Annotated in this window: 23 protein-coding genes; 10 read left to right on the top strand and 13 right to left on the bottom strand. The window is 72.9% G+C overall.

All coding sequences use genetic code 11. The features are described 5' to 3' along the window. Positions 1-10: 10 nt before the first annotated feature. From ACIRNI_RS08065 to ACIRNI_RS08050, 4 genes are all read right to left on the bottom strand, one after another. The gene (locus ACIRNI_RS08065) at positions 11-2,086 is read right to left on the bottom strand and encodes a fructose-specific PTS transporter subunit EIIC (protein ID WP_403549378.1); all 2,076 of its coding nucleotides are present in this window, start codon (positions 2,084-2,086) and stop codon (positions 11-13) included. Then, a complete protein-coding gene (gene pfkB / locus ACIRNI_RS08060; RefSeq protein ID WP_403549376.1) occupies positions 2,079-3,047 on the bottom strand; it encodes a 1-phosphofructokinase in 969 nt (322 codons plus the stop codon). The genes ACIRNI_RS08065 and pfkB overlap by 8 nt, the downstream gene beginning before the upstream one ends. Further along, positions 3,044-3,805: a DeoR/GlpR family DNA-binding transcription regulator gene (locus tag ACIRNI_RS08055; RefSeq protein ID WP_403549374.1), complete on the bottom strand. Its 762-nt coding sequence runs from the start codon at positions 3,803-3,805 to the stop codon at positions 3,044-3,046. The genes pfkB and ACIRNI_RS08055 overlap by 4 nt, the downstream gene beginning before the upstream one ends. Positions 3,806-3,945: 140 nt before the next feature. After that, on the bottom strand, positions 3,946-5,460 hold the full coding sequence (locus ACIRNI_RS08050) for an MFS transporter (protein ID WP_403549372.1): 1,515 nt from the start codon (positions 5,458-5,460) through the stop codon (positions 3,946-3,948). Between the two features lie 62 nt (positions 5,461-5,522). On the opposite strand from ACIRNI_RS08050, the gene ACIRNI_RS08045 reads away from it, so the two are divergent. After that, entirely contained in the window at positions 5,523-6,482 is a 960-nt protein-coding gene (locus ACIRNI_RS08045; RefSeq protein WP_403549370.1) for a helix-turn-helix transcriptional regulator, read from the top strand. Positions 6,483-6,594: 112 nt separating this feature from the next. Here the strand turns inward: ACIRNI_RS08045 and ACIRNI_RS08040 are convergent, their stop codons facing one another. Continuing rightward, positions 6,595-6,783, bottom strand: a complete 189-nt coding sequence (locus tag ACIRNI_RS08040; protein WP_403549368.1) for a hypothetical protein — start codon at positions 6,781-6,783, stop codon at positions 6,595-6,597. Then, entirely contained in the window at positions 6,780-7,034 is a 255-nt protein-coding gene (locus tag ACIRNI_RS08035) for a hypothetical protein (protein ID WP_403549366.1), read from the bottom strand. The genes ACIRNI_RS08040 and ACIRNI_RS08035 overlap by 4 nt, the downstream gene beginning before the upstream one ends. A gap of 566 nt (positions 7,035-7,600) precedes the next feature. On the opposite strand from ACIRNI_RS08035, the gene ACIRNI_RS08030 reads away from it, so the two are divergent. Further along, entirely contained in the window at positions 7,601-8,845 is a 1,245-nt protein-coding gene (locus tag ACIRNI_RS08030; RefSeq protein WP_403549363.1) for a helix-turn-helix domain-containing protein, read from the top strand. Between the two features lie 114 nt (positions 8,846-8,959). Here ACIRNI_RS08030 and ACIRNI_RS08025 read toward each other — a convergent pair whose 3' ends face one another. Then, complete coding sequence (locus ACIRNI_RS08025; RefSeq protein WP_403549362.1) at positions 8,960-9,973, bottom strand: RNA polymerase sigma factor RpoD/SigA; 1,014 nt, start codon at positions 9,971-9,973, stop codon at positions 8,960-8,962. Positions 9,974-10,123: 150 nt separating this feature from the next. Between ACIRNI_RS08025 and ACIRNI_RS08020 the strand changes: the two genes are divergently transcribed. Then, positions 10,124-10,651, top strand: a complete 528-nt coding sequence (locus ACIRNI_RS08020; RefSeq protein ID WP_403549360.1) for a GNAT family N-acetyltransferase — start codon at positions 10,124-10,126, stop codon at positions 10,649-10,651. Here the strand turns inward: ACIRNI_RS08020 and ACIRNI_RS08015 are convergent. After that, on the bottom strand, positions 10,648-12,900 hold the full coding sequence (locus ACIRNI_RS08015) for an FG-GAP repeat domain-containing protein (RefSeq protein ID WP_403549358.1): 2,253 nt from the start codon (positions 12,898-12,900) through the stop codon (positions 10,648-10,650). The two genes, ACIRNI_RS08020 and ACIRNI_RS08015, sit on opposite strands and share 4 nt — an antisense overlap. Before the next feature lie 99 nt (positions 12,901-12,999). Beyond that, positions 13,000-13,770 (bottom strand): dioxygenase, encoded by a 771-nt coding sequence (locus ACIRNI_RS08010; protein ID WP_403549356.1) that lies wholly within the window; start codon positions 13,768-13,770, stop codon positions 13,000-13,002. Positions 13,771-13,921: 151 nt separating this feature from the next. Here ACIRNI_RS08010 and ACIRNI_RS08005 point away from each other — a divergent pair, with 151 nt between their 5' ends. Next, entirely contained in the window at positions 13,922-14,419 is a 498-nt protein-coding gene (locus ACIRNI_RS08005) for a MarR family winged helix-turn-helix transcriptional regulator (protein WP_403549354.1), read from the top strand. Positions 14,420-14,443: 24 nt separating this feature from the next. Here ACIRNI_RS08005 and ACIRNI_RS08000 read toward each other — a convergent pair whose 3' ends face one another. The 3 genes from ACIRNI_RS08000 to ACIRNI_RS07990 all read right to left on the bottom strand — a co-directional run bounded on the left by ACIRNI_RS08000 (position 14,444) and on the right by ACIRNI_RS07990 (position 17,067). Continuing rightward, positions 14,444-15,514: a YeiH family protein gene (locus ACIRNI_RS08000; protein WP_403549353.1), complete on the bottom strand. Its 1,071-nt coding sequence runs from the start codon at positions 15,512-15,514 to the stop codon at positions 14,444-14,446. Beyond that, on the bottom strand, positions 15,514-16,077 hold the full coding sequence (locus tag ACIRNI_RS07995; RefSeq protein WP_403549351.1) for a cysteine dioxygenase: 564 nt from the start codon (positions 16,075-16,077) through the stop codon (positions 15,514-15,516). The genes ACIRNI_RS08000 and ACIRNI_RS07995 overlap by 1 nt, the downstream gene beginning before the upstream one ends. Before the next feature lie 84 nt (positions 16,078-16,161). After that, positions 16,162-17,067, bottom strand: coding sequence for a LysR family transcriptional regulator (locus ACIRNI_RS07990; RefSeq protein WP_403549349.1), 906 nt, complete (start codon positions 17,065-17,067; stop codon positions 16,162-16,164). Between the two features lie 260 nt (positions 17,068-17,327). Here ACIRNI_RS07990 and ACIRNI_RS07985 point away from each other — a divergent pair, with 260 nt between their 5' ends. Further along, on the top strand, positions 17,328-18,626 hold the full coding sequence (locus tag ACIRNI_RS07985) for a M6 family metalloprotease domain-containing protein (protein ID WP_403549347.1): 1,299 nt from the start codon (positions 17,328-17,330) through the stop codon (positions 18,624-18,626). Here the strand turns inward: ACIRNI_RS07985 and ACIRNI_RS07980 are convergent. Beyond that, positions 18,601-20,304 carry an AMP-binding protein gene (locus tag ACIRNI_RS07980; RefSeq protein ID WP_403549345.1) on the bottom strand — a complete coding sequence of 568 codons (1,704 nt, stop codon included), beginning with the start codon at positions 20,302-20,304 and terminating at the stop codon, positions 18,601-18,603. The two genes, ACIRNI_RS07985 and ACIRNI_RS07980, sit on opposite strands and share 26 nt — an antisense overlap. Positions 20,305-21,074: 770 nt before the next feature. Here ACIRNI_RS07980 and ACIRNI_RS07975 point away from each other — a divergent pair. Genes ACIRNI_RS07975 through ACIRNI_RS07955 form a run of 5 tightly spaced genes read left to right on the top strand, consistent with a single transcriptional unit; the run spans position 21,075 to position 26,154 of the window. Beyond that, positions 21,075-22,832 carry a 2-isopropylmalate synthase gene (locus ACIRNI_RS07975; protein WP_403549343.1) on the top strand — a complete coding sequence of 586 codons (1,758 nt, stop codon included), beginning with the start codon at positions 21,075-21,077 and terminating at the stop codon, positions 22,830-22,832. Then, positions 22,829-23,380: a MaoC family dehydratase gene (locus ACIRNI_RS07970; protein WP_403549341.1), complete on the top strand. Its 552-nt coding sequence runs from the start codon at positions 22,829-22,831 to the stop codon at positions 23,378-23,380. Before ACIRNI_RS07975 ends, ACIRNI_RS07970 begins: the two co-directional genes overlap by 4 nt. 14 nt (positions 23,381-23,394) lie before the next feature. Beyond that, positions 23,395-24,351 carry an isopenicillin N synthase family dioxygenase gene (locus ACIRNI_RS07965; RefSeq protein ID WP_403549339.1) on the top strand — a complete coding sequence of 319 codons (957 nt, stop codon included), beginning with the start codon at positions 23,395-23,397 and terminating at the stop codon, positions 24,349-24,351. Next, positions 24,348-25,196, top strand: a complete 849-nt coding sequence (locus ACIRNI_RS07960; protein ID WP_403549337.1) for an HpcH/HpaI aldolase/citrate lyase family protein — start codon at positions 24,348-24,350, stop codon at positions 25,194-25,196. Before ACIRNI_RS07965 ends, ACIRNI_RS07960 begins: the two co-directional genes overlap by 4 nt. Before the next feature lie 43 nt (positions 25,197-25,239). Beyond that, the gene (locus tag ACIRNI_RS07955) at positions 25,240-26,154 is read left to right on the top strand and encodes a hypothetical protein (protein ID WP_403549336.1); all 915 of its coding nucleotides are present in this window, start codon (positions 25,240-25,242) and stop codon (positions 26,152-26,154) included. Positions 26,155-26,157 lie beyond the last annotated feature (3 nt).

The following is a 26,157-nucleotide window of genomic DNA, read 5'->3' as shown; positions in this document are numbered from 1 at the left end:
CCGGCGCCGTTCAGGCGGCGACGGCCACCCTGGCCGCGGTGTCGGCCTCCGGTCCGGCCGGGGTGGCCGCCGTCCTGCGGGCATGGCCCTTGAGCAGGACGACGAGCGCGGCGGTGACGAGCGTGCCCGCGAGGACGGCGACCAGGTAGAGCAGCGGGTTGCCGATCAGCGGCACGACGAAGACGCCGCCGTGCGGGGCGCGCAGGGTGCACTCGAAGAGCATCGACAGGGCGCCGGTGACCGCGCCGCCCGCCATCGCCGACGGGATGACCCGCAGGGGGTCGGCGGCGGCGAAGGGGATGGCGCCCTCGGTGATGAACGAGGCGCCCAGCACCCAGGCGGCCTTGCCGTTCTCCCGCTCGGCGCGGCTGAACAGCTTGGCCCGTACGACGGTGGCCAGCGCCATCGCGAGCGGCGGGACCATGCCCGCGGCCATCACGGCGGCCATGACCTTGAGGGAGCCCTCGTTCGGGTGGGCGAGGCCGCCGATGGCGAAGGCGTACGCGACCTTGTTCAGCGGGCCGCCGAGGTCGAAGCACATCATCAGGCCGAGGACCACGCCGAGGACGACGGCGTTGGCACCGGTCAGGCCCGACAGCCAGTCGGTCAGCGCCTTCTGGAGAGCGGCGATGGGCTTGCCGACCACCAGGAACATCAGGAAACCGACGACCGCGGCGGAGAGGAGGGGGATGACGACGACGGGCATGATGCCCCGCAGCGGGGCGGGCACGGTGACGCGCCGGATCGCCAGGACGACGCCGCCCGCGATCAGTCCGGCGGCGAGGCCGCCGAGGAACCCGGCGTCGATCGTCAGCGCGACGGCGCCGCCGACGAAGCCGGGGACGAGCCCGGGGCGGTCGGCCATGCCGTACGCGATGTAACCGGCGAGGACCGGGATGAGGAACTGGAAGGCCAGGCCGCCGATCTGGAACAGCAGCGCGGCCCAGCTGTCGGCCTGCCCCCAGGCGAACTGCTCGGCGACGGAGGGCGCCTTGTCGATGGTGTAGCCGCCGATGGCGAAGCCGAGGGCGATGAGGAGCCCGCCGGCGGCGACGAACGGCACCATGTAACTGACGCCCGACATCAGCCACGTGCGCAGCCTGGTGCCGTATCCCTCGCCCGGCTCGCCGGAGCTCTCGACGGGAGTGCCGGGGGCGCCCGGGGTTGCCGGGGCTGCCGGGGCGGTGACCTCCCCGCGCTCGGCCTTGCCGCGGACTTCGGCGATCAGCTCGGCGGCCCGGTTGATGCCCGCCTTGACGCCGACGTCGACGGTCGGCTTCCCGGCGAACCGCTCCTTGTCGCGGACCGGCACGTCGTGGGCGAGGATCACGCCGTCGGCGCCGGCGATGACGTCCGCGTCGAGCCGCGCGAATCCGGCCGACCCCTGCGTCTCGACGACCACCTCGACCCCGGCGTCCTGCCCGGCCCGCTCGAGGGCCTCGGCGGCCATGTAGGTGTGCGCGATACCAGTGGGGCAGGAGGTCACCGCGACGACCCGGAAGAGCGCGGGCTCGGACTCGGGCCCGGGCTCGGGCTCGGGCGCATCGGCCACGGCCGCGGCCGCGGGCTCCCGGTCCTGCTCCTGCTCCTGCTCCTGCTCCTGCTCCTGCTCCTGCTCCTGCTCCGTACCGCCGGCCGCAGCGGTGGCGTCACCGCGGATCAGGGCGGCTGCGGCCTCCGGCGAGCTCAGGGAGCGGAGCGCGGAGGTGAAGTCGGGGTCCAGCAGGCTGCGGGCCAGCGAGGAGAGGATCGTCAGATGGGCGTCGTCCGCGCCCGCGGGGGCCGCGATGAGGAAGACCAGGTCCGCGGGGCCATCGGCCGCGCCGAAGTCGATGCCGTCGGCCGCGCGCCCGAAGGCGAGCGTCGGCGCCGTCACGTGCGCGCTGCGGCAGTGCGGGATGCCGATGCCGCCGTCGAGGCCCGTCGGCATCTGCGCCTCGCGCGCCGCCACATCGACCAGGAAGCCGTCGAGGTCCGTCACCCGGCCCCGCGCCACCATGCGCTCGGCCAGCGAGCGGGCCGCGTCTTCCTTCGTCCGCGCGGCCAGGTCGAGGTCGACCAGGTCCGCGGTGATCAGCTCATGCATCGAGGGCTCCTTGCTCGCCGAGTGCCAGGTCGAGGGGTACGTCGGCGGTGACGGTGACCGCCGACGGGTCCAGGTCCGTGGGGGTCGGCATCTCGCTGCCGGGCAGCTGGACCGCTGCCGCTCCGTGCGCGACCGCCGCCGCGAGGGCGTCCAGGCCTTCGCCGCCCGCCGCGAGGAAGCCCGCCAGGGAGGCGTCGCCGGCGCCGACGTCGCTGCGTACGGAGCCGGCGGGGACGGCGGCGTGGCCGTAGAGGGCGCCGGAGGCGGTGACGAGGAGCTGGCCGTCGGCGCCGAGGCTGGCCAGCACCGCTCCCGCGCCCGCGGCCAGCAGCTCCTCGGCCGCCTTGACGGCGTCGCCGACCGTGGCGAGGGGCCGGCCGACCGCCTCGGCGAGCTCCTCGGCGTTGGGCTTCACCACGTCGGGCCGGCCGCGCAGCGCGGCCGGCAGCGAGGGCCCCGAGGTGTCCAGGGCGATGCGTGCCCCGTACCCGTGCGCGCGCGTCACGAGGTCGGCGTACCACTCGGGTGGCAGGCCCCGCGGCAGGCTGCCGCCGCAGGCGACCCAGGTGCAGTCGGCGGCGGACGCGTACGCGCCGACCGCCGCGAGGATCGCCTCGGACTCGGCGGGGGTGAGTGCGGGCCCGGGCGCGTTGATCTTGGTGAGGGTGCCGTCCGGTTCGGCGACGGCGATGTTGGAACGCGTGTCCCCCTTGAGCGGGACCGCGGCGACCTCGATGCCCTGTGCGGCGAGCAGCTCGGCGACGAGCGCGCCCGGCGCGCCGCCGAGCGGTACGACCGCGACGGTGCGGTGCCCCGCCGCCGCGAGGGCCCGCGAGACGTTGACGCCCTTGCCGCCGGGGTCCGTGCGCTCGCCGGTGGCGCGCAGCACCCCGCCGCGCTCCAGCGCCGGCACCTCGTACGTCCGGTCCAGCGAGGGGTTGGGCGTGACCGTGAGGATCATGCGCGTACGACCTCCGTGCCGGCCGCCTCGATGGCCGCCGCGTCCTCGGGGGCGAGCCCGGTGTCGGTGATGAGGAGGTCCACGTCGGCGAGGCCGCCGAAGCGGGCGAAGTGCTCCTGGCCGTACTTGCCGGAGTCGGCGAGCAGCACCACGCGGCGCGCCGCCGCGACGACGGCCCGCTTGACGGCGGCCTCGGCGAGGTCCGGGGTGGTCAGGCCGTGTGCGGCGGAGTAGCCGTTCGCGCCGACGAAGGCGACGTCGGCGCGGATCTGCCCGTACGCCGCCAGCGCCCACGCGTCGACGGCGGCGCGCGTGCTGTGCCGGACCCGGCCGCCGACCAGGTGGAGCGCGATGCCGGGGTGGTCGGCGAGCCGCGCGGCGACGGGCAGGGCGTGGGTGACGACGGTCAGCGACCGGTCCGGCGGCAGGACCGCCGCCAGACGCCCCACCGTGGAGCCCGCGTCGAGGACGACGGTGCCGTCCTCGGGCACCTCGGCGAGTGCCGCCTTCGCGATGCGGTCCTTCTCGTCGGCGGCGGTGGACTCGCGCTCGGAGAGGTCGGGCTCGAAGTCCAGCCGCCCGGCCGGGATGGCCCCGCCGTGCACCCGGCGCAGCAGCCCGGCGCGGTCGAGTGCCTTGAGGTCGCGCCGGATGGTCTCGGCGGTGACCTGGAACTCCTCGGCGAGGGAGAGCACGTCGACCCGGCCGCTCTCGCGGGCGAGGCGCACGATCTCGTGCTGGCGCTCCGGTGCGTACATGTGGGATTGCTTCCGTTCGATGCCCGAGTGTGTTGTTCTTCCCTCACCGTACGCCCGGTCGGCGCGTACGTAAACACACTCGGGCACGGGGAAGGCCCGGCACCCCCTCGGGTGCCGGGCCTTCCCCGTGTCGGCCGGACTCAGTGCGCGCCCGACTCCTGCTGCGGCTTGGCCGGCAGCGCCGACATCACCACGAAGATCAGGGCCAGCACCGCCACGACCCACCACAGCGCGTTCTGGAACGCGTCCACGAACACCGCGCCGAGCTGCGCCGGGACCGGGGCCGCCTCGTCGACCGTGCCGAAGAAGACCACCGACACCAGCCCGAGGCCCAGGGCGTTGCCCATCTGCCCGGTCGTGTTGATCAGACCGGAGGCCGAACCGGCGTGCTCGCGCGGCACCCCCGACAGCACCGCGTCCGTCAGCGGCGCCACGATCAGGCCCATGCCCGCGCCCATGATCACCAGCGGCGCGGTCATCTGCCAGGGCGTGATGCCGGTGCCGTACTGCCCGGCTTCCCAGATGTAGAGCAGCAGCCCGGTGGCCATCGTCAGCGCGCCCGCCTGGAGCACCTTCCGCCCGAAGCGCGGCACCAGCTTCTGCACGGACATGCCTGCCGCGACGGACACGGCGATGGAGAACGGCACCCCGGTCAGCCCCGCCTTCAGCGGGCTCCAGCCGAGGCCGACCTGCATGTACAGCGTCCAGACCAGGAAGAAGATGCCCAGGACGACACCGAAGGTGAGCTGTACGGCGATGCCCGCGGCGAAGCTCTTCACCCGGAACAGCGACAGCTCGACGAGCGGCGAGCCGTCCTTGCGCGCCTTGTACTTCTCGTACGCCACGAACGCGGCGAACACCGCCAGGCTGCCCACCATGCAGACGTGGCCCCACAGCGGCCAGCCCGTCTCGCGGCCGCGCGTCAGCGGATACAGCAGCATCAGCAGGGCGAGCGTCGCCAGCGCCACGCCGACCAGGTCGAGGCGGAGCGCCTTGTCGGCGCGCGACTCGGTGATGAACCGGCGGCCCAGGATGAGGCCGGCGATGCCGACGGGCAGGTTGATCAGGAAGATCGGGCGCCATTCGAGGCCGAAGAGGTTCCACTGGGTGAGCAGGGCGCCGAGGAGCGGGCCCGATACGGCTCCGAGGCCGACGATCGCGCCGAACATGCCGAACACCTTGCCGCGCTCGTGCGCCGGGAAGGTGACGTGGATGATCGCCAGCACCTGCGGCACCATCAGTGCGGCCATCGCGCCCTGGAGGAGGCGTGAGCCGACGAGCATCTCCGGGCTCGCGGCGAAGCCGCACAGCGCGGAGGCGAGGGTGAAGCCCGCCATCCCGAGGAGGAAGACCCGCTTGCGGCCGTAAATGTCGCCGAGGCGGCCGCCGGTGATGAGCCCGGCGGCGAAGGCGAGCGCGTACCCGGCGGTGATCCACTGGATCGCGCCGAAGGAGGCGGCGAGGTCGCGTTCGATGCTGGGGATGGCGATGTTGACGATGGTGACGTCGACCAGGTCCATGAAGGCGGCGGTCATGACGATGGCGAGCGCGAGCCAGCGCCGCCGGTCGGCGCCGCTGACGGCGCCCTCGGCGGAGCTCTTCGGTTCGGCCGCCGAGGGACTGCTGGTCGGTGACAGGTCCTGCGTGAAGGTCATGCCGGAAAGCTAATCGGGCTATAGGACAGGGCGTGTCCTATAGCGGCCGCATCCTGGAAGGCATGACGGACACTCCGGCACGACTCCTGACTCTCCTGTCGCTCCTCCAGACGCCGCGCGAATGGCCCGGAAGCGAGCTCGCCGAGCGCCTGGGCGTGACCGCGCGCACCATCCGGCGGGACATCGACCGGCTGCGGGACCTGGGCTATCCGGTCGAGGCGCTGAAGGGCCCGCTCGGCGGCTACCGGCTCGTCGCCGGGGCCGCGATGCCGCCGCTGCTCCTCGACGACGAGGAAGCCGTCGCCATCGCCGTCGGGCTGCGGGCGGGGGCCGGGCACGCCATCGAGGGCGTCGAGGAGGCATCGGTGCGGGCGCTGGCGAAACTGGAGCAGGTGCTGCCGTCGCGGCTGCGGCACCGGGTCTCCACCCTCCAGAGCGCGACCATCCCGCTGACGCGCGGCGACGGCGCGACGGTCGCGCCCTCCACGCTGACCGCGCTCGCGGGCGCGGTGACCCGGCAGGAGCGGCTGCGCTTCGCGTACCGCGCGGGCGACGGCGCCGAGAGCAAGCGGCAGGTCGAGCCGTACCGGCTGGTCTCGACGGGGTGGCGGTGGTACCTGGTCGCGTACGACCTCGGGCGCGAGGACTGGCGCACCTTCCGCGTCGACCGCGTCAGCGAGCCCTTCCCCACCGGGGCGCGCTTCACGCCCCGCGAGCTGCCGGGCGGTGACGCGGCCCAGATGCTGTCGCACTCGGCGGCGCGCTCGCGCGCGGAACACGAGCTGGACGTCACCTTCGCGGCCCCCGCCTCCTTCGTGGCGGCCCGCCTCCCCGACCACCTCGCCCCCACCCCGACGGGCCCCGACACCTGCCACCTGCGCACCCGCTCCGCCGACGCGGTGGAGTGGCTCGCGGTCCGGCTGGCCCTGGTGGACTGCGAGTTCACGGTCCACGGGCCGGAGGCGCTGGCGTCGTACGTCGGCGATCTGGCGGCGCGGCTGGGGCGGGCGGTGGGGGCCTAGGCAGTGTCGCGTACGCCGTCCGCTCGACATGCCCGGAGGCCCAACCCCTTCGGCCCGTACGCCACCCACGGCGAGGCCCAGTGGGGCGGGCCGCTACAACGGGCCCTCCGCCTCAGGGCCGGTGGTCACAGGGGCAGGGTGCCGGCCGCACCGGGACGATCTCCCGGCCGGTGAGGCCCATCGAGGTCGTGCCCGTGCAGTCGTGGCTCCCGCCGAAAATGCGGGCACCGCAGCAGGGCTCGCAGGGCAGGAGGAGGGTGCCCAGCACGAAGAGGCGCTGCTCCGTCGGCTCGGTGGTCATCGCGGGCCGATCATGGCGTCGAGCTCCGCCGCGAGGGTGGCGTGCAGCAGCGCCGGATCCGTGAGGTGGCGCGTCGCGCAGAGCGGCACGGCCCAGCGCAGGCCGGGGCCTTCCGTGCGGGTCACGGGCGGCACGGCGACGTACGTCGCGGTCCCCCTGACGGTCACGTAGGGCTGCGGCAGCTCCCACGCGTCCGCCGCGCCTGGCCCCACGAGCCAGTAGAACGTGGCTCCGAACCCGTCCTCGATCACCGCGCCGCCGTCTTCGCCCAGCCGCTCAAGGACACGGACCCCGATACACGAAGGCGTCCTCACGGCGTCCCACCACCGACCGGCGGGCACCAACTCGACGTCGGGCCCCTGCGGTGGCGCCCACGGCTCCACACGACTCGGCGTCACCGCGCCACCTCCGGGCCGAGGGCGCATTCCCGTTCCTGCGGGTCGAGCACGTAACGGCGTACGGGAACGGTCGCGGGCGGCACGGCGTAAAAGGCCCGGCGCAGCCGCGCCCGGGTCAGGACGGCACCCCATTCCTCCGGCGAGCGGTGGCGAGGCTGCGGGTGCTGCTGCTGGTGCTGCGCGGCGGGGCACCTCTGTTTACCGGGCGCAGGCGGCCCGACCAGAAGCGCTCTCACCCGTTCGAGTGCTCGTGATAGGCATGGCATGTCGGTCTGCTTCCTTCAGATCGGCTACGCCCCGGGGCCGTTGGCGCGGTCGCCGGGGTCCTTTCATGGAATGAAATCGCTGCCGGAGAACTCTGGGAGGAGCCGGACAGGGGGCCAGGGAGGGGCCAGACTTGGCAGGGGAAGGGGGCTGCCATGGTGAGGGAGCGGAGGCGGCAGTTCGGCGCGTACCTGGCGCGGCTGCGTAAGCGCTCGGGGATCAGTCAGCGGCGGTTGGCCGACATGCTGTGCGCCCTGTCCGGCGTCCAGTCGGTCACGCGGAACGAGGTCTCCCGATGGGAGCGCGGCGCACGCGTCCCGGAGTCATGGCTGCCCTTCATCGCACAGGCCCTGAGCGCGCCATTGGCCGATCTTGAACGGGCTGCCGCTTACGCCAGGGGCGACGAGCACGGCCACCTTCCCGGATCCGCCACAACCCTTGCCGAGCTGCTTCCTCCCGGCGACGCGCTCGAGCCACTGAGGGCACGCACCGGGCGTCGCATCGGCCGCGACACCGTGAGCGCCCTCGCGGCGCGCGTTCACGGGCTCAGGCTCGCCGACGACCTCCTGGCGGGCGGCGATCTCATCACGCCCGCGTTCCGCGAGCTGAGCGCCGCCGTACACCTGCACCGCGAAGCCACGTACACCGAGGAAACGGAGCGGGCCCTGCTCGTACAGGTGGGCGAGCTTGCCCAGATCGCCGGGTGGATCGCGTCCGACGCGGGGCGTCATGAGGAGGCCGAGCGCGCCTACACGCTCGGGATCTCCGCCGCACGCCAGGCGGGCAACGGACCGCTGGTCGCCAACCTGGCGGGCAGCCTCGCCTACCAGCATGCCAATACCGGTCGGGAGCGCGAGGGTGTCGAGCTGGCGCGTGCGGCCGTGACGGAAGCCGGCTCGGCCGCCCCGGCCAAGACCCGCGCCCTGTTTCTGGACCGCGTGGCCTGGGCGCATACCCGAGTCGGGGAGGCTCAAGAGGCGATGCGTGCGCTCGGCGAGGCACACGACGCCCTGACGGACACGGACGGTGCGGAAGAACCGGCATGGGCCTACTGGGTGAGCCGTGAGGAACTCGAGGTCATGGACGCCCGCGTCCTCACAGAGCTGCGACGCCCCCTGCGTGCCGTGCCGCTCCTGAGCGGCGTACTCGGCCGTTACGACGCCACCCACGCCCGGGAACTGGCCCTGTACCGGTCATGGCTGGCTGTCGCCCTCGCCGACGCGAATGAGCCTGAGCAGGCAGCGGAGGAAGCACGGCAGGTCATCGAGGTGTCCGGCGACTTGGCGTCCGAGCGTACGGCCGAGCGATCACGCACTGTGCTGCGGCGCCTGCAAGGGTTCGAGGACGTACCGGAAGTCCGCGCCTTGTTCGACGACCACGGGCACCTACTGGTCGCCTGAGCTACCAGCCCGGCGGGGCCCAGCCGGAGCCCCCGGCACCCGCCCCGCGCCCACCGGGCAGCAAAGCCACCACCCCGCGCAGCGGAAGAGCGGCGCGGCGGCGCCCCCCGAGGGTTACGCCGCCGCGTCGAAGCCGGTGTCGTGGGCCATGCGCTTCAGTTCCAGCAGCGCGTGCTTCTCGATCTGGCGGATGCGCTCGCGCGTGAGGCCGTGTTCCTTGCCGACCTCCGTGAGGGTGCGCTCGCGGCCGTCCTCGATGCCGTACCGCATGCGGATGATCGAGGCGGTGCGGTGGTCGAGCTTGTCGATCAGGTCGTCGAGCTCCTCGCTGCGCAGCAGCGTCAGCACCGACTGCTCGGGCGACACCGCCGACGTGTCCTCCAGCAGGTCGCCGAACTGCGTCTCGCCCGCGTCGTCGACCGACATGTTCAGCGAGACGGGGTCGCGCGCCCAGTCGAGGACGTCGGTGATGCGCTCCGCCGAGGACCCGAGCTCCTCGGCGATCTCGGCGGGCTCCGGGTCGCGGCCGTGCTCGCGGTTGAACTCGCGCTGCACGCGGCGGATGCGGCCCAGCTCCTCCACCAGATGGACGGGGAGCCGGATCGTGCGCGACTGGTCGGCGATCGAGCGGGTGATGGCCTGGCGGATCCACCACGTCGCGTACGTCGAGAACTTGAAGCCCTTGGTGTAGTCGAACTTCTCCACCGCCCGTACCAGGCCCGCGTTGCCCTCCTGGATCAGGTCGAGCAGTGGCAGGCCGCTGCGCGGGTAGCGCCGGGCGACCGCGACGACGAGCCGCAGGTTGGACCGGATGAAGACGTCCTTGGCCCGCTCCCCCTCGGCGACCAGCGCCTCCAGCTCCTCACGGGTCGCTCCGCCCGCCTCGCTCTCCACCTCGCCGTCGAGGATCTGCTGGGCGTACACGCCCGCCTCGATGGTCTGGGAGAGCTCGACCTCCTTCGCGGCGTCGAGCAGGGGCGTGCGCGCGATCTCGTCCAGGTACATGCCGACCAGGTCGCGGTCGGCGATCTCCCCGCCCACGGCGCGAGCACTGCTGCCCCGGTCGGTGCCGGACGCGGCGGAACGGGTCGCGGCCGACTGACGTTGGGCGACGGCACGGGTTGCCATGCGAGCTCCCTTGCTGAGTAGGTGTCGCGACACCCTTCCGGGTGCCCTGCATCCGACGGAAACAACGACCGGAATCAGGACAGAATTCCCATGGCACCCACCGATTTTCGCGATCTTGCAGTATCCTCTCGGGCCACCGAGGGAGGGCTCATGCCGCGAGCGCGGACGGATCTGCAGGTCAGGGCGGGGGCGGAGGCCGACATCGGGGCCCTCACAAACATCTACAACCACTACGTTCGTGAGACGGCCATCACATTCGACACGGCCCCCTTCACCCCCGAACAGCGCCTTCCGTGGCTGCGTTCCCACCCTGAAGACGGCCCGCACCGGCTTCTGGTTGCCCACGAAGGCGATCACCGGCTCGGGTACGCGACCTCCGGCCCCTTCCGGCCGAAGGCCGCGTACTCCACCTCCGTCGAGGTCAGCGTCTACCTGGCCCCGGACGCCGCCGGGCGCGGCATCGGCACCCTGCTGTACGAGCGCCTCTTCGACGCCCTCGCGGGCGAGGACGTCCACCGCGCCTACGCGGGCATCACGGTCCCGAACGACGCGTCGGTCCGGCTCCACGCCCGCTTCGGCTTCCGCCACACCGGGACGTTCACCCAGGTGGGGCGGAAGCTCGGGCGGTACTGGGACGTCGCCTGGTACGAGAAGGAGCTGGGCCGGACAGGCGGCTAGGCGACGGTGTTGAACTTGCTCCCCTCGCCCGCGTACAGCGTGGTCGTCTGCCGGGTGAACGGGGCCGTCGCCGAGCCGGTCGAGCGGTAGACGTACGTGCCGTTCGTGCCGTAGGCGATCAGGTCGGGGCGGCCGTCGCCGGTGACGTCGCCGGCGCCGACGAGCTGGGAGAAGGCGTTCCAGCCGCTGCCGACCCTGACGCGGGTGGCGAAGCCGCCCGTGCCGTTGCCCTGGTAGAGCCAGAGGACGCCGGCGGTGTCACGGGCGATGAGGTCACCGGCCGCGCTGCCCGCGATGTCGCCGACGGCGGTGAGCTGGTTGTAGATCTGCCAGCCGCCGCCGACCTTGGTGCGGGTGGCGAAGGGGGCGGTCGCGCTGCCGGTGCCCTTGTAGAGCCACAGGACGCCGGCGGTGTCGGTGGCGAAGAGGTCGGCGCGGCCGTCGCCGGTGACGTCGCTGCCGCCGGTGAGCTTGGTGTAGATCTGCCAGCCGGTGCCGACCTTGGCGCGGGTCGTGAAGGTGCCGTCACCCTTGCCCGTGTACAGCCACAGGACGCCCGAGGTGTCGCGGGCGACGAGGTCGCCCACGGGGCTGCCGGCGAGGTTGCCCGTGGCCTCGATCTGGTTGTAGACCTGCCAGCCGGAACCGACCCTCGTCCGCTGGGCGGGGGTGACCTGGCCGCCGCTCGACGGCCAGTCGAAGAGGTCGTCCCGCCACAGCACGCCGGAGGCGTCCCGCGCGAGGACGTCCGTCGAGCCGTTGTCGTTGAAGTCGTGCGGGTTGGCCTGGCGCGTGACCTCGAAGCTGCCGGCGGCGGTCGCCGGGGCGCCGGTGCCGTCCGCCGGGGTGGCGGTCATCTGCCAGGTGTAGGCGCCGTTCGGGGCGCTGATGCCGTCCAGGACGCCGTCCCAGACGTACGCGAAGCGTTTGTCGGCGACCGGCTGGGTCAGGCGCTGGGTGCGCTTCTTGCCGGTGGCCGTGTGCGTCAGCGTGACGTCCACGGTGGCGTCGGCGCGGGAGAGGGTCCACTCCATCGGGACCGTGGTGCCCGGCGTCTCCAGGTTCACCGCGGTGGGGACCTTCGAGCCCATCACCGTGACGGGCAGGACCCGGCCCGTGTCCGCGACGAGCGTGGCGGTCGGGCGGCCGTCGTCCCCGGGCCAGATCCGGAACAGCCCGTCCGCCTCGGCCGTGGCGCCGCGCACGAGGTAGCCGCCGTCCGGCGCCTGGGCCACGCTGGAGAAGTGCTCCAGGAGCTTGTACGGCGCGGCCGTGGAGCTCTTGACGTTCCGGGCGTACAGCGGGCTCGGCGCCTCGCCGGCCGCCGCCGCCTTGCCCGGGACGCCGTAGAGCAGGGTGTCCCCGAGGACGCCGGCGATGACGGCACCGCTCATGGAGCTGTCCATGGAGTACGTCCGGTGGACGTACTGCCCCTCCACGCGGAGCGTGGTGACCCCGCTGCGGTACTCGACCCACGTCTCGTAGTCGGCGCTGTAGGCACCCGTCGAGGCGTGGGTCCACGGGGCGGTGTAGGCGCTGCTGCCCTCCTTGACGGTCGAGTCGGGGTTGACGTTCCTGCGCGTCATCCAGAACTCGGTCTTGCGGGTCGCCGAGCTCGGGAACACCCGGTTGCTGCTGAGGACGAGCATGACGTCGCTCGTGGAGGCGATGACCTTGAAGTCGAGGCCGTAGGGGCCGCCCTGGCGCAGCGTCTTCTTGGCGACGCCGTCGACCGGGGTGAGCTGCCACAGCTCGTGGTAGTCCTGGTTGCCGGTCGGAACCCTCACGAAGAGGTTCGCGCCGACGACGCCGACGAGCTTCGCGCCGGGCTTGAACTCGGCCTCCAGGTCGAAGGACGCGGACAGGGTGCCGCCGTCCTGCATGTCCCTCAGGTAGACCGTGCTGCCGCCGTCGCTGGTCACGACGATGTCGGAGTTGCTGCCGTGGCCCACGGTGCCCGTGGTGACCGGCAGCACCGAGCCGTCGGCGTACTTGTGCCATTCCAGGACCGGGTTGCCGGCGTCGTCCTTGCGGGACGTGAGGTAGCCGGTGTCGCCGGTGCTGACGATCTCGGCGTCGAGCGGCAGGTTCGCCCCGGTCACGGCGGCGGTGGTGGCCCCGGCCTGGGCGGCGGCCGCGGGGGCGGCCACGGCCCCCGGCGAGGCGAGGACACCGGCACCGACCGTCACGGCGAGGACGGTGGCGACGGCGGCGCCGAGCCGGCGGCGGGTGGTGCGTACGGAAGACAAGTAAGTCCCTCCTGATGAGCGAGCCGCACGCACATCAGTGCGCACGTATCACTCAGACACGCGAGAAGGGAGGGTGGTTGCACACGTTGCCCGTTTTTGCTACCCGAACTGGAGCGAACGCTTCGCCAGGCCCATCCAGAACCCCTCCACGACGCTCCGCCCGGACGTCAGGTCCGCCGTCGCGTCCGCCGCGCCCAGCGTGACGAAGAGCGGGGCGAAGTGCTCGGTGCGCGGATGCGCGAGCTTCCCGGCCGGGGATTTGCGCTCGAAGTCGAGCAGCGCGTCCACGTCGCCGGACTCCAGGGCGAGGCGCCCCCACTCGTCGAACTCCGCGGACCAGCCGGGCACGCCCTGGTGCCGCAGCGCCGCCAGGTTGTGCGTGAAGAAACCGCTCCCGACGATCAGTACGCCCTCGTCGCGCAGCGGCGCCAGCTTGCGCCCGATGTCCATCAGCGCCGCCGGGTCGAGCGTCGGCATCGAGATCTGGAGTACGGGGATGTCGGCGTCCGGGTACATCTCGACGAGCGGGACGTACGCCCCGTGGTCCAGGCCCCGGTCGGGGATGTCCTGTACGGGCGTGCCGGGCCCGCGCAGCAGTGCGCGGACGGCCTCGGCGAGGTGCGGCGCGCCGGGTGCCGCGTACCGCACCTGGTAGTAGTGCGCGGGGAAGCCCCAGAAGTCGTACACGAGCGGCACGGTGGTGGTGGCGCCGAGGGCGAGCGGGGCCTCCTCCCAGTGGGCGGAGACGATGAGGATCGCGGTGGGCCGGGGCAGGGCGGCCGACCAGGCGGCGAGCTCGCCGGGCCAGACGGGGTCGTCGGCGAGCGGGGGCGCGCCGTGGGAGAGGTAGAGGGCGGGCATCCGGGTCATGGCGATCGACTCCCGGGTCGATGGTTCCGACACTACGCGCAGCCGGTACGCGACAGCAGAGCTCGACGGTAGTGCTTGAAAGTTAAACTTCTACGGATCCCGACCGTAACAGCTATCTAGTTCAACTTTCAAGAGACGTAGAGTGGGACGCATGAGCGATCACGACGGCCCGCGCTGGCTCAGCGACGACGAGCAGCGCGTCTGGCGCGCCTACCTGCACGCCACCACGCTGCTGGAGGACCACCTCGACCGCCAGCTCCAGCGCGACGCCGGCATGCCGCACATCTACTACGGCCTCCTCGTCCAGCTCTCCCAGGCACCCCGCCGCCGGATGCGCATGACCGAGCTCGCCAAGGGGGCCAAGATCACCCGCTCCCGCCTCTCGCACGCGATCGCGCGGCTGGAGAAGAGCGGCTGGGTACGCCGCGAGGAGTGCCCCTCCGACAAGCGGGGCCAGAACGCCTACCTGACGGACGAGGGGTATGAGGTCCTCAAGCGCAGCGCCCCCGGCCACGTCGCCGCCGTACGGCAGGCCATCTTCGACCGGCTCAGCCCCGAGCAGGTCGAGCAGCTCGGCGAGATCATGCGGCTGATGGCGGAGGGGCTCCAGCCCTCGGAGCCGGGCGCCGACCTGCCCTGGCTGCGCTAGCCGGCGAGATCGACAAGGCACCCCCTAGACCGTCAGCAGCACCCCCGCGTACGCCGCCACCGCCACCAGCGCCCACGCCGCGAGGCCCAGCGCCGCCACCCGGGCGCCCGTCCGCGCGAGGCTCGGGAGGTGGACCGCGCTGCCGAGGGCGAAGAGGGCGGCGGTGAGGAGCAGCTCCTGGGCCGTTCCGGCGGCCGCGAGGACGGGCGCGGGGACCAGGCCCGTCGTACGCAGCGCCACCATGGCGAGGAACCCGGCGACGAAGAGCGGCACGAGTGGCGGGCGCGTCCGGTCGGCAGGCCCGGCGGGCCGAGCGTCCGGGGCGGGCCGGTCGCGGTGGCGGGACGCGACGACGAGAGCCGCCACCAGCGGGGCCAGCAGCGCGACCCGCATGAGTTTGACCAGGACGGCCTCGCCGAGGGCGGCCGGACCGGCGGTCTGCGCGGCGGCCACCACCTGGCCCACGTCGTGCACCCCGGCGCCGACCCACCGCCCGAACTGCTCGTCCGTCAGGCCCAAGGGCCCCTGGAGCAGCGGCAGTACGGCGATGGCGAGCGTCCCGCACAGCGTCACCACCGCGACGGAGGCGGCGGCGTCGTCCTCGTCGCTGTCGCGCACGGCGCCCACCGCGCCGATCGCGGAGGCCCCGCAGATCGCGTACCCGGCGGCGATGAGCAGCGGCTGGTCGCCGGGGAGCCGCAGCCGGCGCCCCAGCCACCACGTGCCGCCGAAGGTGGCGGCCACGACGGCGAGCACCATCGCGACCGTGCGCCAGCCGAGGCCCAGCACGTCGGCGAGGCTCAGCTTCAGCCCGAGCAGCACGACCCCGAGCCGCATCAGCCGCCGGGCGGCCAGGCCCAGCCCCGGACGGCACCGGCCCCGGCCCCGCACGGCGGTGCGCAGCCCCGGGACGTGGGCGGCGGCGACGCCCAGGACCACCGCGGCGGTGAGCATCGGCACGGAGGGCAGCGCGCGGTGCGCCAGCCACGCGGCACCGGCTCCCCCGGCGGCGAGCGCGAGCCCGGGCAGCGGGCGCAGCGGCCCGGCGGCCAGGGCTTGTCTTCCGGATGCCGTCCGCGCGCCGAGGAGGGTCATCACACGTCCACCGGCAGCCGGTACACGCGCCGGATGCTGGTGGAGAGCCGCGTGACGTCGGCGCCGTACACGTGCAGGGACACGGCGGTCTCGGTGCCGCCGTTCCGGACGAGGTGGATGTCGCCGGGGGGCGCGAGCGCGGCGACCGTGCCCCGCGCGTTGACCACGTCCTCGGTGGTGACCAGCCGTGCCGCGTCGCCGTCCGGCACGAGCCGGTAGCGGCGCTCGTGCTCCTCGCCCTCGTGCACGCCGGTCACGCACCACGCCACGTGGTCGTGGATCGGCGTGGCCTGGCCGGGCAGCCAGACGAGGGCGACGAGCGAGAAGGAGCCGTCGGGCTCGGCGTGCAGCACGTGCTGGCGGTAGCGGGCGGGGTCGCCCTCGCACTGGGCGGCGGTGAGCAGGTCCGGCGCGCCGAGGTGCGGGGCGAGGCGCTCGGCCACGAGCCGGGCCGTCGGTCCGGGCGGCAGGCCCCGGTCCACGGTCGCGCGCACCTCGCCGACGAGCGTCAGCAGACGGGCGGTGGCCGTCGGTTCCAGCGAAGCGATGGAGGGGGTGGTCATGGCGGGAGCGTCGGCCCGGCGGGCCGACGCCGTCCAAGGAGAGTTCGTTGGCGGGACCCCAACACCCGCTTATGGACGGCGACTTCAGCAGCCGACCTTCGCCTCCGCCACCGCGACGATCGCCTCCAGCGCCAGTGACGTGGCCGGGATCCGCAGGTGGTCGCGGAGGACGTACGCGTACACCTGGCGGCGGGTGTGCGGTTCGACCATCCGGCCGGTGACCTTCGCGTGGCACAGGAACGACAGCACCAGCGCCGGGACCAGCGCGACGCCGACGCCCGCCGCCACCAGGCTCTGCATCACCAGGTTGTCGTCCGTCGTGCAGGCGATGTCCGGGGTGAAGCCCTCCTCGGCGCAGACGTGCAGGAAGTTCGCGCGGCAGCGGGCGCAGCCGGCGATCCACCGCTCGTGCCGCAGGTCGCCGACGTGGACGGCGCGGCGGCGGGCCAGGGGGTGGCCGGTGGGCAGGAGCACCGTAAGCGGGTCCTCCAGCAGCTTGTACTCGGCGAGTTCGTCGGGGACCTCGACGCGCAGGCCGGGGTAGCTGAAGGCCAGCGTGATGTCGCACTCGCCCCGCGCGGCCATCCGCAGCGACTCCGGCGGCTCCGCCTCCACCAACTCCACCCGTATCCCCGGGTGTTCGTCCGCCATCCGGGCCATCGCCTCGGGCAGGATCGTCGCCCCGGCGCTGGGGAAGGCGCAGACCCGTACGCGCCCGGAGCGCAGGCGGGCGATGGCGTCGATCTGCTCCTGCGCGGCCGCGAGGCTGTCGAGGATGGTGCCGGTGTGGCGGGTGAGGGCCTGGCCCGCCTCGGTGAGGCGCAGGCCCCGGCCGACGCGGGTGAACAGCGGCGTGCCGACGTCCCGCTCCAGCGCCTTCATCTGCTGGCTGACGGCCGGCTGGGTGTAGCCGAGGGCGCGGGCGGCGGCGGTGTACGAACCGGTGCGGACGACCTCGTGGAAGGTCTTGATGTACCGGGAATCGAACACGCTCGAAAGCATAAGGAGAAATTGGGTCCCGGAAAGGACGTTTCCCGGCCGTTCCCAGGTCTCTTCGAGGCCACTCCGGCGCCACCCGAAAGGCCGCGTTTCCGCAACCCGGAGAGGCCCGCGCCCCTCACCCGTCCGCGGAAAAACCCACGTTCGGGCCACCCGGCGCGCGCCCGCGACCCGCCCGGCCCAGGCTGTTCGGACAGGAGCGCAGCGCGGATCCGGCCGCCTGCCGCGGACACCGAAGGCGACCAGCACCTATGGAGCGGACGCGCCGGCGGATACGCAGACCGGTCGCCCTCGGGGCGGCCACCACGCTCGCCCTCGCCACGCTGGCCACGGCGAGCACGACCCTCCCGGATTCCTCCCGTGCCTCCGCGGGCCCCGTCGCCGCCGAGAACGCCGGCGACGAGCTCGCCGCCCTCGGCCCGTGCCGGATCCCGGCCACCGTGGGCGTACAGATGTCGGAGGGCATCCCCACCCCGTCCGGCTACGCGCGCTCCACCGGCGAGGTCCGCGCCCTCAACCTGATGATCGACTTTCCGGACGCGCCCGGTGAGGGCCCGGCGATGGAGCGGTACGCCGAGTTCTTCCCGCAGACCTCCGACTGGTTCCGCGTCAGCTCGTACGGACGGCTCGTCTACCGTCCCGAGGCGCCCCTCCCCGACTGGCTGCGGATGCCGATGCCGTTCGCCGAGTACGGCATAGAGCGCGGTTCGCCGTACGAGCCGGGCTACCGCAAGCTCGTCGAGGACATCGTGGAGGCCGCCGACCCGAAGGTCGACTTCAGCGCGTACGACCTGGTCAACATCCTGGTCACGCCGAACGCGGGGCCCTCCGCCCTCGACACCGTCCTGTCCGTCACCTTCTCCGGCAACACCGAGGCCCCACACGCGGACGGCACCCCGCTCGCCCACACGTCCTTCGTCTACAGCCGCCAGGACGACGGCTCCGGTACGTACCACGAGACGGGCTACCGCGTCCTGCCGCACGAGAACGGCCACGTCTTCGGCCTGCCCGACCTCTACACGGCCGAGGGCGGCGGCGCGGTCGGGCACTGGGACATCATGTCCGAGGACTGGGGCGCCAACAACGACCTGCTGGGCTGGCACAAGTGGAAGCTCGGCTGGCTCGGCAACGACCAGGTGCGGTGCGCCGCGTCCCCCGGCAGCCGCGTCTACGACCTCGCCCCGCTCGCCACCCGCGGCGACGGCACCAAGCTCGCGGTCATACCCCTGACGGAGGAGATGGGGTACGCGGTCGAGGTCCGCACCCGCGAGGGCAACGACGAGGCGGTCTGCGAGCCCGGCGTCCTCATCTACCACGTACGGTCCGACGTGAACACCGGCGAGGGCCCGGTCACCGTCCTGGACAGCGACCGCGACAGCGGCGGCTGCACGCGCCGCCCCAATGTGCACGCGGAGCTGTCGGACGCGCCCTTCCGGCCGGGCGAGTCCTTCGTCGACCGCGAGAACGGCGTACGGATCACGGTACTGGCCGAGAACCGCCGCTCCGGCACCTACCGGATCCGCGTCACGCGCTCGGGAACCTCGTCCTGAGCTCCCGCTTGAGCACTTTCCCCGTGGCGTTGCGCGGCAGCGGCCCGTCCTGCATCAGGACGTGGGCGGGCACCTTGAAGGCGGCGAGGCTCCTCGCCGCGTGCGCCCGCAGCTCCTCGACAGCCGCCGGGGTCCCCTCCCGGAGCCGGACCACGGCCGCGACCTCCTCGCCGAGGACGGGGTGCGGGACGCCGAGCACCGCCGCCTCCAGCACGTCGGGGTGGGTGTAGAGCGCGGCCTCGACCTCGACGCAGTACACGTTCTCGCCGCCGCGGATGACCATGTCCTTCAGCCGGTCGACGACGCTGACCCGCCCGTCGTGGACCGTCGCCAGGTCGCCGGTGCGGAACCAGCCGTCGTCCGTGAACGCCTCGGCCGTCGCCTTGTCGTCGCCCCAGTACCCGCGCACCAGGGTCTGGCCGCGCAGCCACAGCTCGCCCACCTCGCCGTCGGGCAGCGGCCGCCCGTCCGGGCCCGCGACGCGCACCTCGGTGACGGGGGTCGGCCGCCCGGCGCCGCCGGGGAAGCGGCGGTACTCGTCGCCGTACGTGGCGAGGACGCCGCCGCTGGTCTCGGTGAGGCCGTAGCCGTTGCGGGGCTCGACGCCGCCGGGGCAGCGGGTCACCAGGCTGGGCGGGGCGGCGGAGCCGCCGGTGTTGAGATGCTTGAGAGGGCCGAGGCCCTTCCCGCTCTCCTCCGCCGCGTCCAGCAGTTGCAGGGCGGTCGCCGGGACCCCGGCGTAGTGCGTGATCCCGTGCTCGTGGATCAGCTCCAGGGCCGTGGCCGCGTCCCACTTCCGCATGAGCACCAGCGTGCCGCCGGTCGCCATGGCGGAGTAGAACGCCGTGAACGCCGCGACGTGGAAGAACGGGAACGTCATCAGCGTCACGGGCGCCGGCCCCAGCCCCGGCACCTCGCCGCGCCGCAGCGCGGCGTCCGCCGCCTGGTAGCGCGGGTTCATCGCGGCCCCGGCCTGGGCGAGGTGCGTGGCGACCGCGCCCTTGGGGCGGCCGGTGGTGCCGGAGGTGTAGATGATGGTGGCGTCGTCCTCGGGCCGGACCTCCACGTCCGGCGGTCCTTGGTCGTGTCCCCAAAGTGCCGTCCGCCCGCCGACGTCGGGCGCGGGCAGGTCCTCGTACCGCTCGAAACCCTGCTCCGCCTCGCCGTGGAAGACGACTCCGCGCACGCCCGCCGCCCGCGCCCACTCCCGTACGCGCGCGACCCGCTCCCCGTCGACCAGCAGCACGCGCGGCCGGCAGTCGTCGAGAGCGTACGCGAACTCCTCCTCGGTCCACCAGGCGTTCATCGGTACGGCGACGAGGCCGGCCAGCTGCGCCGCCCAGAAGGCGATCTGCCACTCGGGGTGGTTGCGCATCGCGACGACGGCACGGTCGCCGCGGCGCAGCCCGTACTCCTCGGTGAGCCGCCGGGCGAGCGCGCAGGCGGCCGCGAAGAACTCCGCGTACGTGTAGCTCCGGCTCTCGGCGACGAGGAAAGGCCGCTCGCCGTGGGCCCAGGTGGTCTCGGCGAACTCGCGCAGGGTGCGCGGCCCGGCGGCGTACACGAGCCGGCCGTTCTCGTCCGCCGTGACGGCGAAGGGCGCGCCGGGCGCGGTCAGCGCCGTCGCGGCGGCCGTCGCGGTCGCCAAGCCGTCCGTGGACCGATCGGGGTGCGGCACCCTCGCCCTCCTAAGCGCTTGCTCAGCTACTGCGGGCGACGCTATGCGGGAGCGCGCCTCCCCGTCAAGCAAATGCTTGTAGATACCACTCATTTTCGGCCTGCTCGGTACGGGCCCGGGTGGGGCCCGCCCACCACGGCGACGGGTGATCGGGTCCTCGCGCCACCTCCTCGACTCCGGGTCCCGACGGCCAGGCCGGATCCAGGTCTACCTTCACTTTGTGCTGGAGCATTTAACAGAGAGTGCCGCTCCGCTCGCGCACGCGATAAGTCGGCTCGCACCCCGGAACGCCCTGCGGAGCATGGCGTGCGGCACGGCTCGCGCCCGCGCAAGGTGGACATCCAGCCACTCGGGCACCCACCGCACCCGCCTCCACACCTGCCGCTCAGGAGTCCTGACGGCCCGTGAGCGCTGGTCTTCCGGGGTGGACCAGTGGCCGTACAGATCCGGCCAACCTCGCAATTCTTGGCCATCTCGGCAGCGCGGTGATCGCCGATGGGCAACCATCGAGAAGCGGCCACGGGGCGGGTTGCCAGCACCTTGACACCCTCGAACCGCTGTCGCTAGTTTCCTGCCGACCGATGAGACCTCTTCCGTAACAGGAACTTCGGGGGCGCGCAGAACGGGGGGAACGTTCCTGCAGCGCACCCCGAGACCTTTTTCCACCACATCTGGGGCGACCGCCTTCGGCCCACAGCCCTGTCCCTCGTCCCGGACAGCCCGAGACGCACTGTTCGTGAAACACACGCAGGTTCGCCGAGGGAGCACCCATGACACCACCACCGTCCACCAGCGAGCCCACGGCCCCAACGCCCTGGTGGAATCCCCAACGGCCGTCCGGGATGCCGGTCCACCGCTACCGGCGGCCCGCCGCACCGGAGTTGACCGGGCCCCCTTCCCGCACCTGGCTCGACAACCCCCCGGACCGCGCCCCCCTGTGGAGCTCGGTGGACCTGCGCGACGGCAACCAGGCCCTGGCGAACCCGATGGACCCGCGGCGCAAGCGGGCGATGTTCGACCTGCTCGTCCGTATGGGGTTCAAGGACATCGAGATCGGCTACCCCTCGGCGAGCGAGGACGACTTCGCGTTCGTACGCCGGCTCGTCACCGGTGACGAGTTACCCGACGACGTCACGGTCTCGGTCTTCACCCCCGCCCGCCCCGACCTCATCGACCGCACCTTCGAGGCCGTACGCGGCGCCGACCGCGCCGTGGTGCACCTCTGCCACGCGACGGCGTGCCTGTGGCGGGACGTCGTCTTCCGGATGACGCCGTCCGAAGTGCTGGCGCTGGCGCGGGAGAGCGCCCTGCGGATGGTGCGCCTCGCCGACCGCGCCGACGGGGACATCCGGTTCGAGTACTCACCGGAGACCTTCAACGTCACCGAGCCCGCGTTCGCGCTGGAGATCGCGAACACCGTCGCCGAGATCGTCGACGCGTCGCCCGAGCGGCCGCTGACCCTCAACCTGCCGAGCACGGTGGAGACGCACGCGCCGCACGTCTTCGCCGACCAGATCGCGTGGATGCACCGCAACCTCGACCGGCGCGACGGCATCATCCTCTCCGTCCACCCGCACAACGACCGGGGCACGGCCGTGGCCGCCGCCGAGTTCGCGCTGGCGGCCGGTGCCGACCGGGTCGAGGGCACGCTGTTCGGCAACGGCGAGCGGACCGGCAACGTCTGCCTGGTCACCCTGGCGCTGAACCTCTTCAGCCGCGGCGTCGACCCGCAGCTCGACCTGTCCGACATCCCGGCGATCCGCGCGGTCGTCGAGGAGTGCAACGAGATGCCGGTGCCGGCCCGCCACCCCTACGCCGGCGACCTCGTCTTCACCGCCTTCTCCGGCACCCACCAGGACGCCATCGCCAAGGGCCTCGCCCACCTGGAGGGCCGGGCCGCCGAGACCGGGACACCGGCCCGCGAGCTGCCCTGGGAGGTGCCCTACCTGCCGATCGACCCCCGGGACATCGGCCGCGGCTACGAGCCGGTCATCCGCGTCAACAGCCAGTCCGGCAAGGGCGGTATCGCGCACGTCCTGCGCACCGGGTGGGGGCTCGACCTGCCCGCCGGGCTGCGGGCCGACTTCGCCGGGGTGATCCAGCGGGTCACCGACGTGACCGGGGCCGAGGTGGCGCCGGACCGGATCTGGGACACCTTCCACGCCGAGTACGGCGACATCGGCGCCTGGGCCCCCCTCGCGGCACGCGACGGTGGCGACGGCGGCAGGGACGGCGACGGCGACGGCGATCCGATCGGCGCGCTGCTCGCCGCGGTCCGCGCCCGCGGGGTGCGCGCCGCGGCGGACCGGCTCGTCCACGGCGAGGCCGGGCCCGCCACCGGCGCCGCGCACGCCTGCTACGCCCGGGTGCTCGTGGAGCACCGCCCGGTGTGGGGCGTGGGCCTGGGCAGCACCGCGCACGCGGCCGCCGTCCGCGCGGTGCTGGCCGCCCTGCACCGCGCCGGCGCCCGCCCCGACGACACGGCGCCGGTGCCGCACCTGGCCGGGCCCCGGGAGGGAACCCGATGAGCGATCCGACATGGGAGGCGCGGTCGGCGCCGTCGTCGTACGTCGAGCTGGAACCCGGGAGGTTCCGCGAGGACGACGGACTGTCCTACGAGGACTACGTCGTGGGCCACGTCTTCGAGCACCGGCCCGGGCGCACGATCACCGCGACCGACAACATCTGGAGCTCGCTGCTCTGCCTCAACCAGCACCCGCTCCACATCGACGAGGTCTACGCCGCCGAGACCCCGTTCAAGAAGCTGCTGGTCTCCAGCCTGGTCACCTTCGGGATCGTCAACGGGATGACGGTGAAGACCATCAGCCAGAAGGCCGTCGCCAACCTCGGCTGGGACAGGGTCCGGCTCACCGCCCCCGTGTTCGTCGGGGACACGCTCTACGCCGAGACCACGATCACCGCGAAGCGCCTCTCCGCCGGCCGGCCGGGCGAGGGCGTCGTCACCGTCCACACGGTGGGCCGCAACCAGGACGGGGTCCAGGTCATCGCGTTCGACCGCACCCTCCTGGCCCCCCTGCGTAACCCGGGCAACCCGGTCACCGACCCTCAGCTCTGAGACAGGAGACGCCCATGACCGCACTTCCGGTGATCAACCTCGAACAGGCGACGGCGGACGGAGGCGAGGAGAAGGTCGCCGACGAGATCTCCCGGGCCTGCACCGAGGTCGGCTTCTTCGTCGTACGCGGCCACGGCATCGACCGCCGGGTCTTCGACGACGCCTACGCGCTGTCCCTCGACTTCTTCCGGCGGCCCGCGGCGGAGAAGAACGCCCTGCCGATGCGGACGAGCACGGCGCGCGGCGACAACGACTACAGCCCCTACGGCTACAGCGCCCTGCTGTCGGAGAACGCCTACGCCTACACCGGCAGGCAGGGCATGCCGGCGGACTACGTCGAGAAGTTCAGCGTCGGGCGGCTCGTCCTCGACGACGCCGAGGAGCTCCCCTTCCCGGCCGACGAGCGCGGCACCGCGCTGCGCGCCGCGCTGAAGACCTACTTCACCGCCTGCGAGTCCCTCGCGGCGCGCCTCACCGAGCTGCTGACCATCGCCCTGGAGCTGCCCCGCGACTTCTTCGCCACCCGCACCGACCGGTCCAACGACTCGCTGCGCTCGCAGTACTACCCGGGCGTGCAGCGGGAGTTCGCCAACGACCAGGGCATGGGTGAGCACACCGACGGCACCCTGATCACCCTGCTCACGGAGGACGGCCCCGGGCTCCAGCTGCGCGACCGGGCGGGCACCTGGATCGACGTGGACGTACCCGAGCGCGACTGGTTCGTCGTCAACATCGGCGACCTGATGGCCCGCTGGTCGAACGACGAGTACGTGTCGACCCCGCACCGCGTCCGGCTCGTCGACCGGCCGCGCCAGTCCATCGTCTTCTTCAAGCTGGCCAACGACGACGCGGTCATCGAGGCCTTCCCCAAGTTCACCCGCGAGCGCCCGGCGGCGTACGAGCCGATCCGCTACGAGACGTTCTCGCTGCGGAAGATGAACGCGCTCTTCGGACGGGAGGAGCAGGCGTGAAGGTCGACCCCTGCCTCTTCTACGTACCGGCGTCGCGCGTCGACACCCTGCTCAAGAACGTGCCCCGGCACTCCGTCGCGCTCGTGCTCGACCTGGAGGACTCCGTCCCGAAGCAGAAGAAGCCGCTCGCCCGCCGGCTGCTCGGCGAGACCGACCTGACCGGGACCGGGCTGTCCGGGGTGTCGGTGCGCGTCAACAGCGTGGAGACGCTGGACGGGCTGCTCGACCTCCAGCTGCTCCTGGAGCTCGGCGGCGAGATCGGCGGCCTGCCCGTACGGACGGTGCTGGTGCCGAAGGTCGCCGCCGGGCGCGACGTCGCCATCTACCGGTCGCTGCTGTCCGACCTGCCCCGGCCGCCGGAGATATGCAGCTTCATCGAGACCGTGGACGCGGTCGAGAACGTCTTCGACATCGCCGCCGCCAGCGACGGCCTCTGCTTCGGCCAGGCCGACCTGGCCGCCGAGATGTGGGCGCCGGACGAGTCGTACCTGGCCCACGCGCGGGTCCGGATGTGCGTGGCCGCCTCCCGCCACGGCCTGCCCGTCATCGACACCAACTCCTTCGAACTGTGGGACATGGACGTGGTCCGCGCCCAGTGCGAGGCCGCGAAGCGGTGCGGCTTCACCGGCAAGGCGGCCATCCACCCCAAGCAGGTCGAGGCGATCGTGGAGACGTTCACCGTCACCCCGGAGGAGCTCGACGGCTACCGCCACACGATCAAGGACTACGAGGCCAACGAGGCGGGCTTCGCGGTCAGCAAGGACCGGGTGCTCGCACCCCCCTTCGTCCTCAAGGCCCGGCGCATGCTCGCGCTGCACGAGGGGGCGGCGCGGCCCGTGCGCTGACGCCGTCCCCCGACCCCCGTACCCCGCACACGTGGAGGACCTTGTGAGCACCCCGCTGACACAGATCGTGAACGAAGCCATGGTGGACGTCTCCCGCTACGACGTGGAGGTGGCCGACGGCCGGTTCGGCTCCGTGCCGACCGAGCTGATCACGCGTGTGGTGGACCTCGTCGCGGACGGGGAGGGCCTGGCCGTCTGCCACGGCGTGCGGGCCCTGCTCGCGCGGCACGGCATGGACATCCACGACGAGGCCCACGCCGCCGCGGCCCGCGACTACCTGGAGGCGCTCTTCCGCGCCTTCACCGCCGAGGTCGACCTCACCAAGCACACCCCGGTCGCCATGGGGTACGACCAGGTCGCCTCCATGGACGTCGACGGATTCAACAAGAACACCAGCTTCACGCCCAACTCCGACCACACGGAGTCCCGCGAGTTCCTCACCACCAAGTGCGTCCACTTCGACGCCGCCACCACCTTCATCGGCAACGTCTACGGCCCCAACACCAACATCACCGGCGGCCGGCCCATCGTGTGCGACACCCGTGAGTTCTGCCGGCGGGGCGGCATCGACCCCGCCGACCTGGTCGAGCTGATGCCGCACAGCTACAACGTCGCCGTCAAGCAGGAGTACGCCGACGCCCTCCTCGCCGACCCCGAGCTCGCCGTGGCCGTCGACGTCGACCTCGGCGACGACATGGCCATGGTCGTCCTCAACAACGAGGTCTCCGGCGGCCTCGCCCACGCCGGCACCGCGCCGACCCTGACGGACCCGGCCAGGCCCGGCAAGCGCCCGCTGCGCCACATCGAGCTCCAGTTCTCCGACGGCCGGAACCTGAACACCTGGTACGCGCACTACCGGCTCCCGATGCCCGAGGTCCACGTCACCGTGCCGGACGCCGGCACCCCCGACCACGACCGCTACCACCGTGGCGTGAGCGCCGTCGCACGCGGAAACTGAGGC

Source organism: Streptomyces sp. NPDC093546 (assembly GCF_044765045.1).
Classification (GTDB): Bacteria; Actinomycetota; Actinomycetes; order Streptomycetales; family Streptomycetaceae; genus Streptomyces.
Note: the sequence above shows the minus strand (reverse complement) of the source record. Positions and strands in the feature narration are given on the sequence as shown.

Bases quoted from the DNA above. Each gene is read 5' to 3' on its own strand.
- ACIRNI_RS07965 (WP_403549339.1), top strand. From the start codon at position 23,395: ATGACCGCACTTCCGGTGATCAACCTCGAACAGGCGACGGCGGACGGA.
- ACIRNI_RS08065 (WP_403549378.1), bottom strand. From the start codon at position 2,086: ATGCATGAGCTGATCACCGCGGACCTGGTCGACCTCGACCTGGCCGCG.
- ACIRNI_RS07985 (WP_403549347.1), top strand. From the start codon at position 17,328: ATGGAGCGGACGCGCCGGCGGATACGCAGACCGGTCGCCCTCGGGGCG.
- ACIRNI_RS08045 (WP_403549370.1), top strand. From the start codon at position 5,523: ATGACGGACACTCCGGCACGACTCCTGACTCTCCTGTCGCTCCTCCAG.
- ACIRNI_RS08050 (WP_403549372.1), bottom strand. From the start codon at position 5,460: ATGACCTTCACGCAGGACCTGTCACCGACCAGCAGTCCCTCGGCGGCC.
- ACIRNI_RS07995 (WP_403549351.1), bottom strand. From the start codon at position 16,077: ATGACCACCCCCTCCATCGCTTCGCTGGAACCGACGGCCACCGCCCGT.
- ACIRNI_RS08025 (WP_403549362.1), bottom strand. From the start codon at position 9,973: ATGGCAACCCGTGCCGTCGCCCAACGTCAGTCGGCCGCGACCCGTTCC.
- ACIRNI_RS08005 (WP_403549354.1), top strand. From the start codon at position 13,922: ATGAGCGATCACGACGGCCCGCGCTGGCTCAGCGACGACGAGCAGCGC.
- ACIRNI_RS08000 (WP_403549353.1), bottom strand. From the start codon at position 15,514: ATGACCCTCCTCGGCGCGCGGACGGCATCCGGAAGACAAGCCCTGGCC.
- ACIRNI_RS08055 (WP_403549374.1), bottom strand. From the start codon at position 3,805: ATGTACGCACCGGAGCGCCAGCACGAGATCGTGCGCCTCGCCCGCGAG.
- pfkB (WP_403549376.1), bottom strand. From the start codon at position 3,047: ATGATCCTCACGGTCACGCCCAACCCCTCGCTGGACCGGACGTACGAG.
- ACIRNI_RS07975 (WP_403549343.1), top strand. From the start codon at position 21,075: ATGACACCACCACCGTCCACCAGCGAGCCCACGGCCCCAACGCCCTGG.
- ACIRNI_RS08040 (WP_403549368.1), bottom strand. From the start codon at position 6,783: ATGACCACCGAGCCGACGGAGCAGCGCCTCTTCGTGCTGGGCACCCTC.
- ACIRNI_RS08010 (WP_403549356.1), bottom strand. From the start codon at position 13,770: ATGACCCGGATGCCCGCCCTCTACCTCTCCCACGGCGCGCCCCCGCTC.
- ACIRNI_RS07970 (WP_403549341.1), top strand. From the start codon at position 22,829: ATGAGCGATCCGACATGGGAGGCGCGGTCGGCGCCGTCGTCGTACGTC.
- ACIRNI_RS08020 (WP_403549360.1), top strand. From the start codon at position 10,124: ATGCCGCGAGCGCGGACGGATCTGCAGGTCAGGGCGGGGGCGGAGGCC.
- ACIRNI_RS08030 (WP_403549363.1), top strand. From the start codon at position 7,601: ATGGTGAGGGAGCGGAGGCGGCAGTTCGGCGCGTACCTGGCGCGGCTG.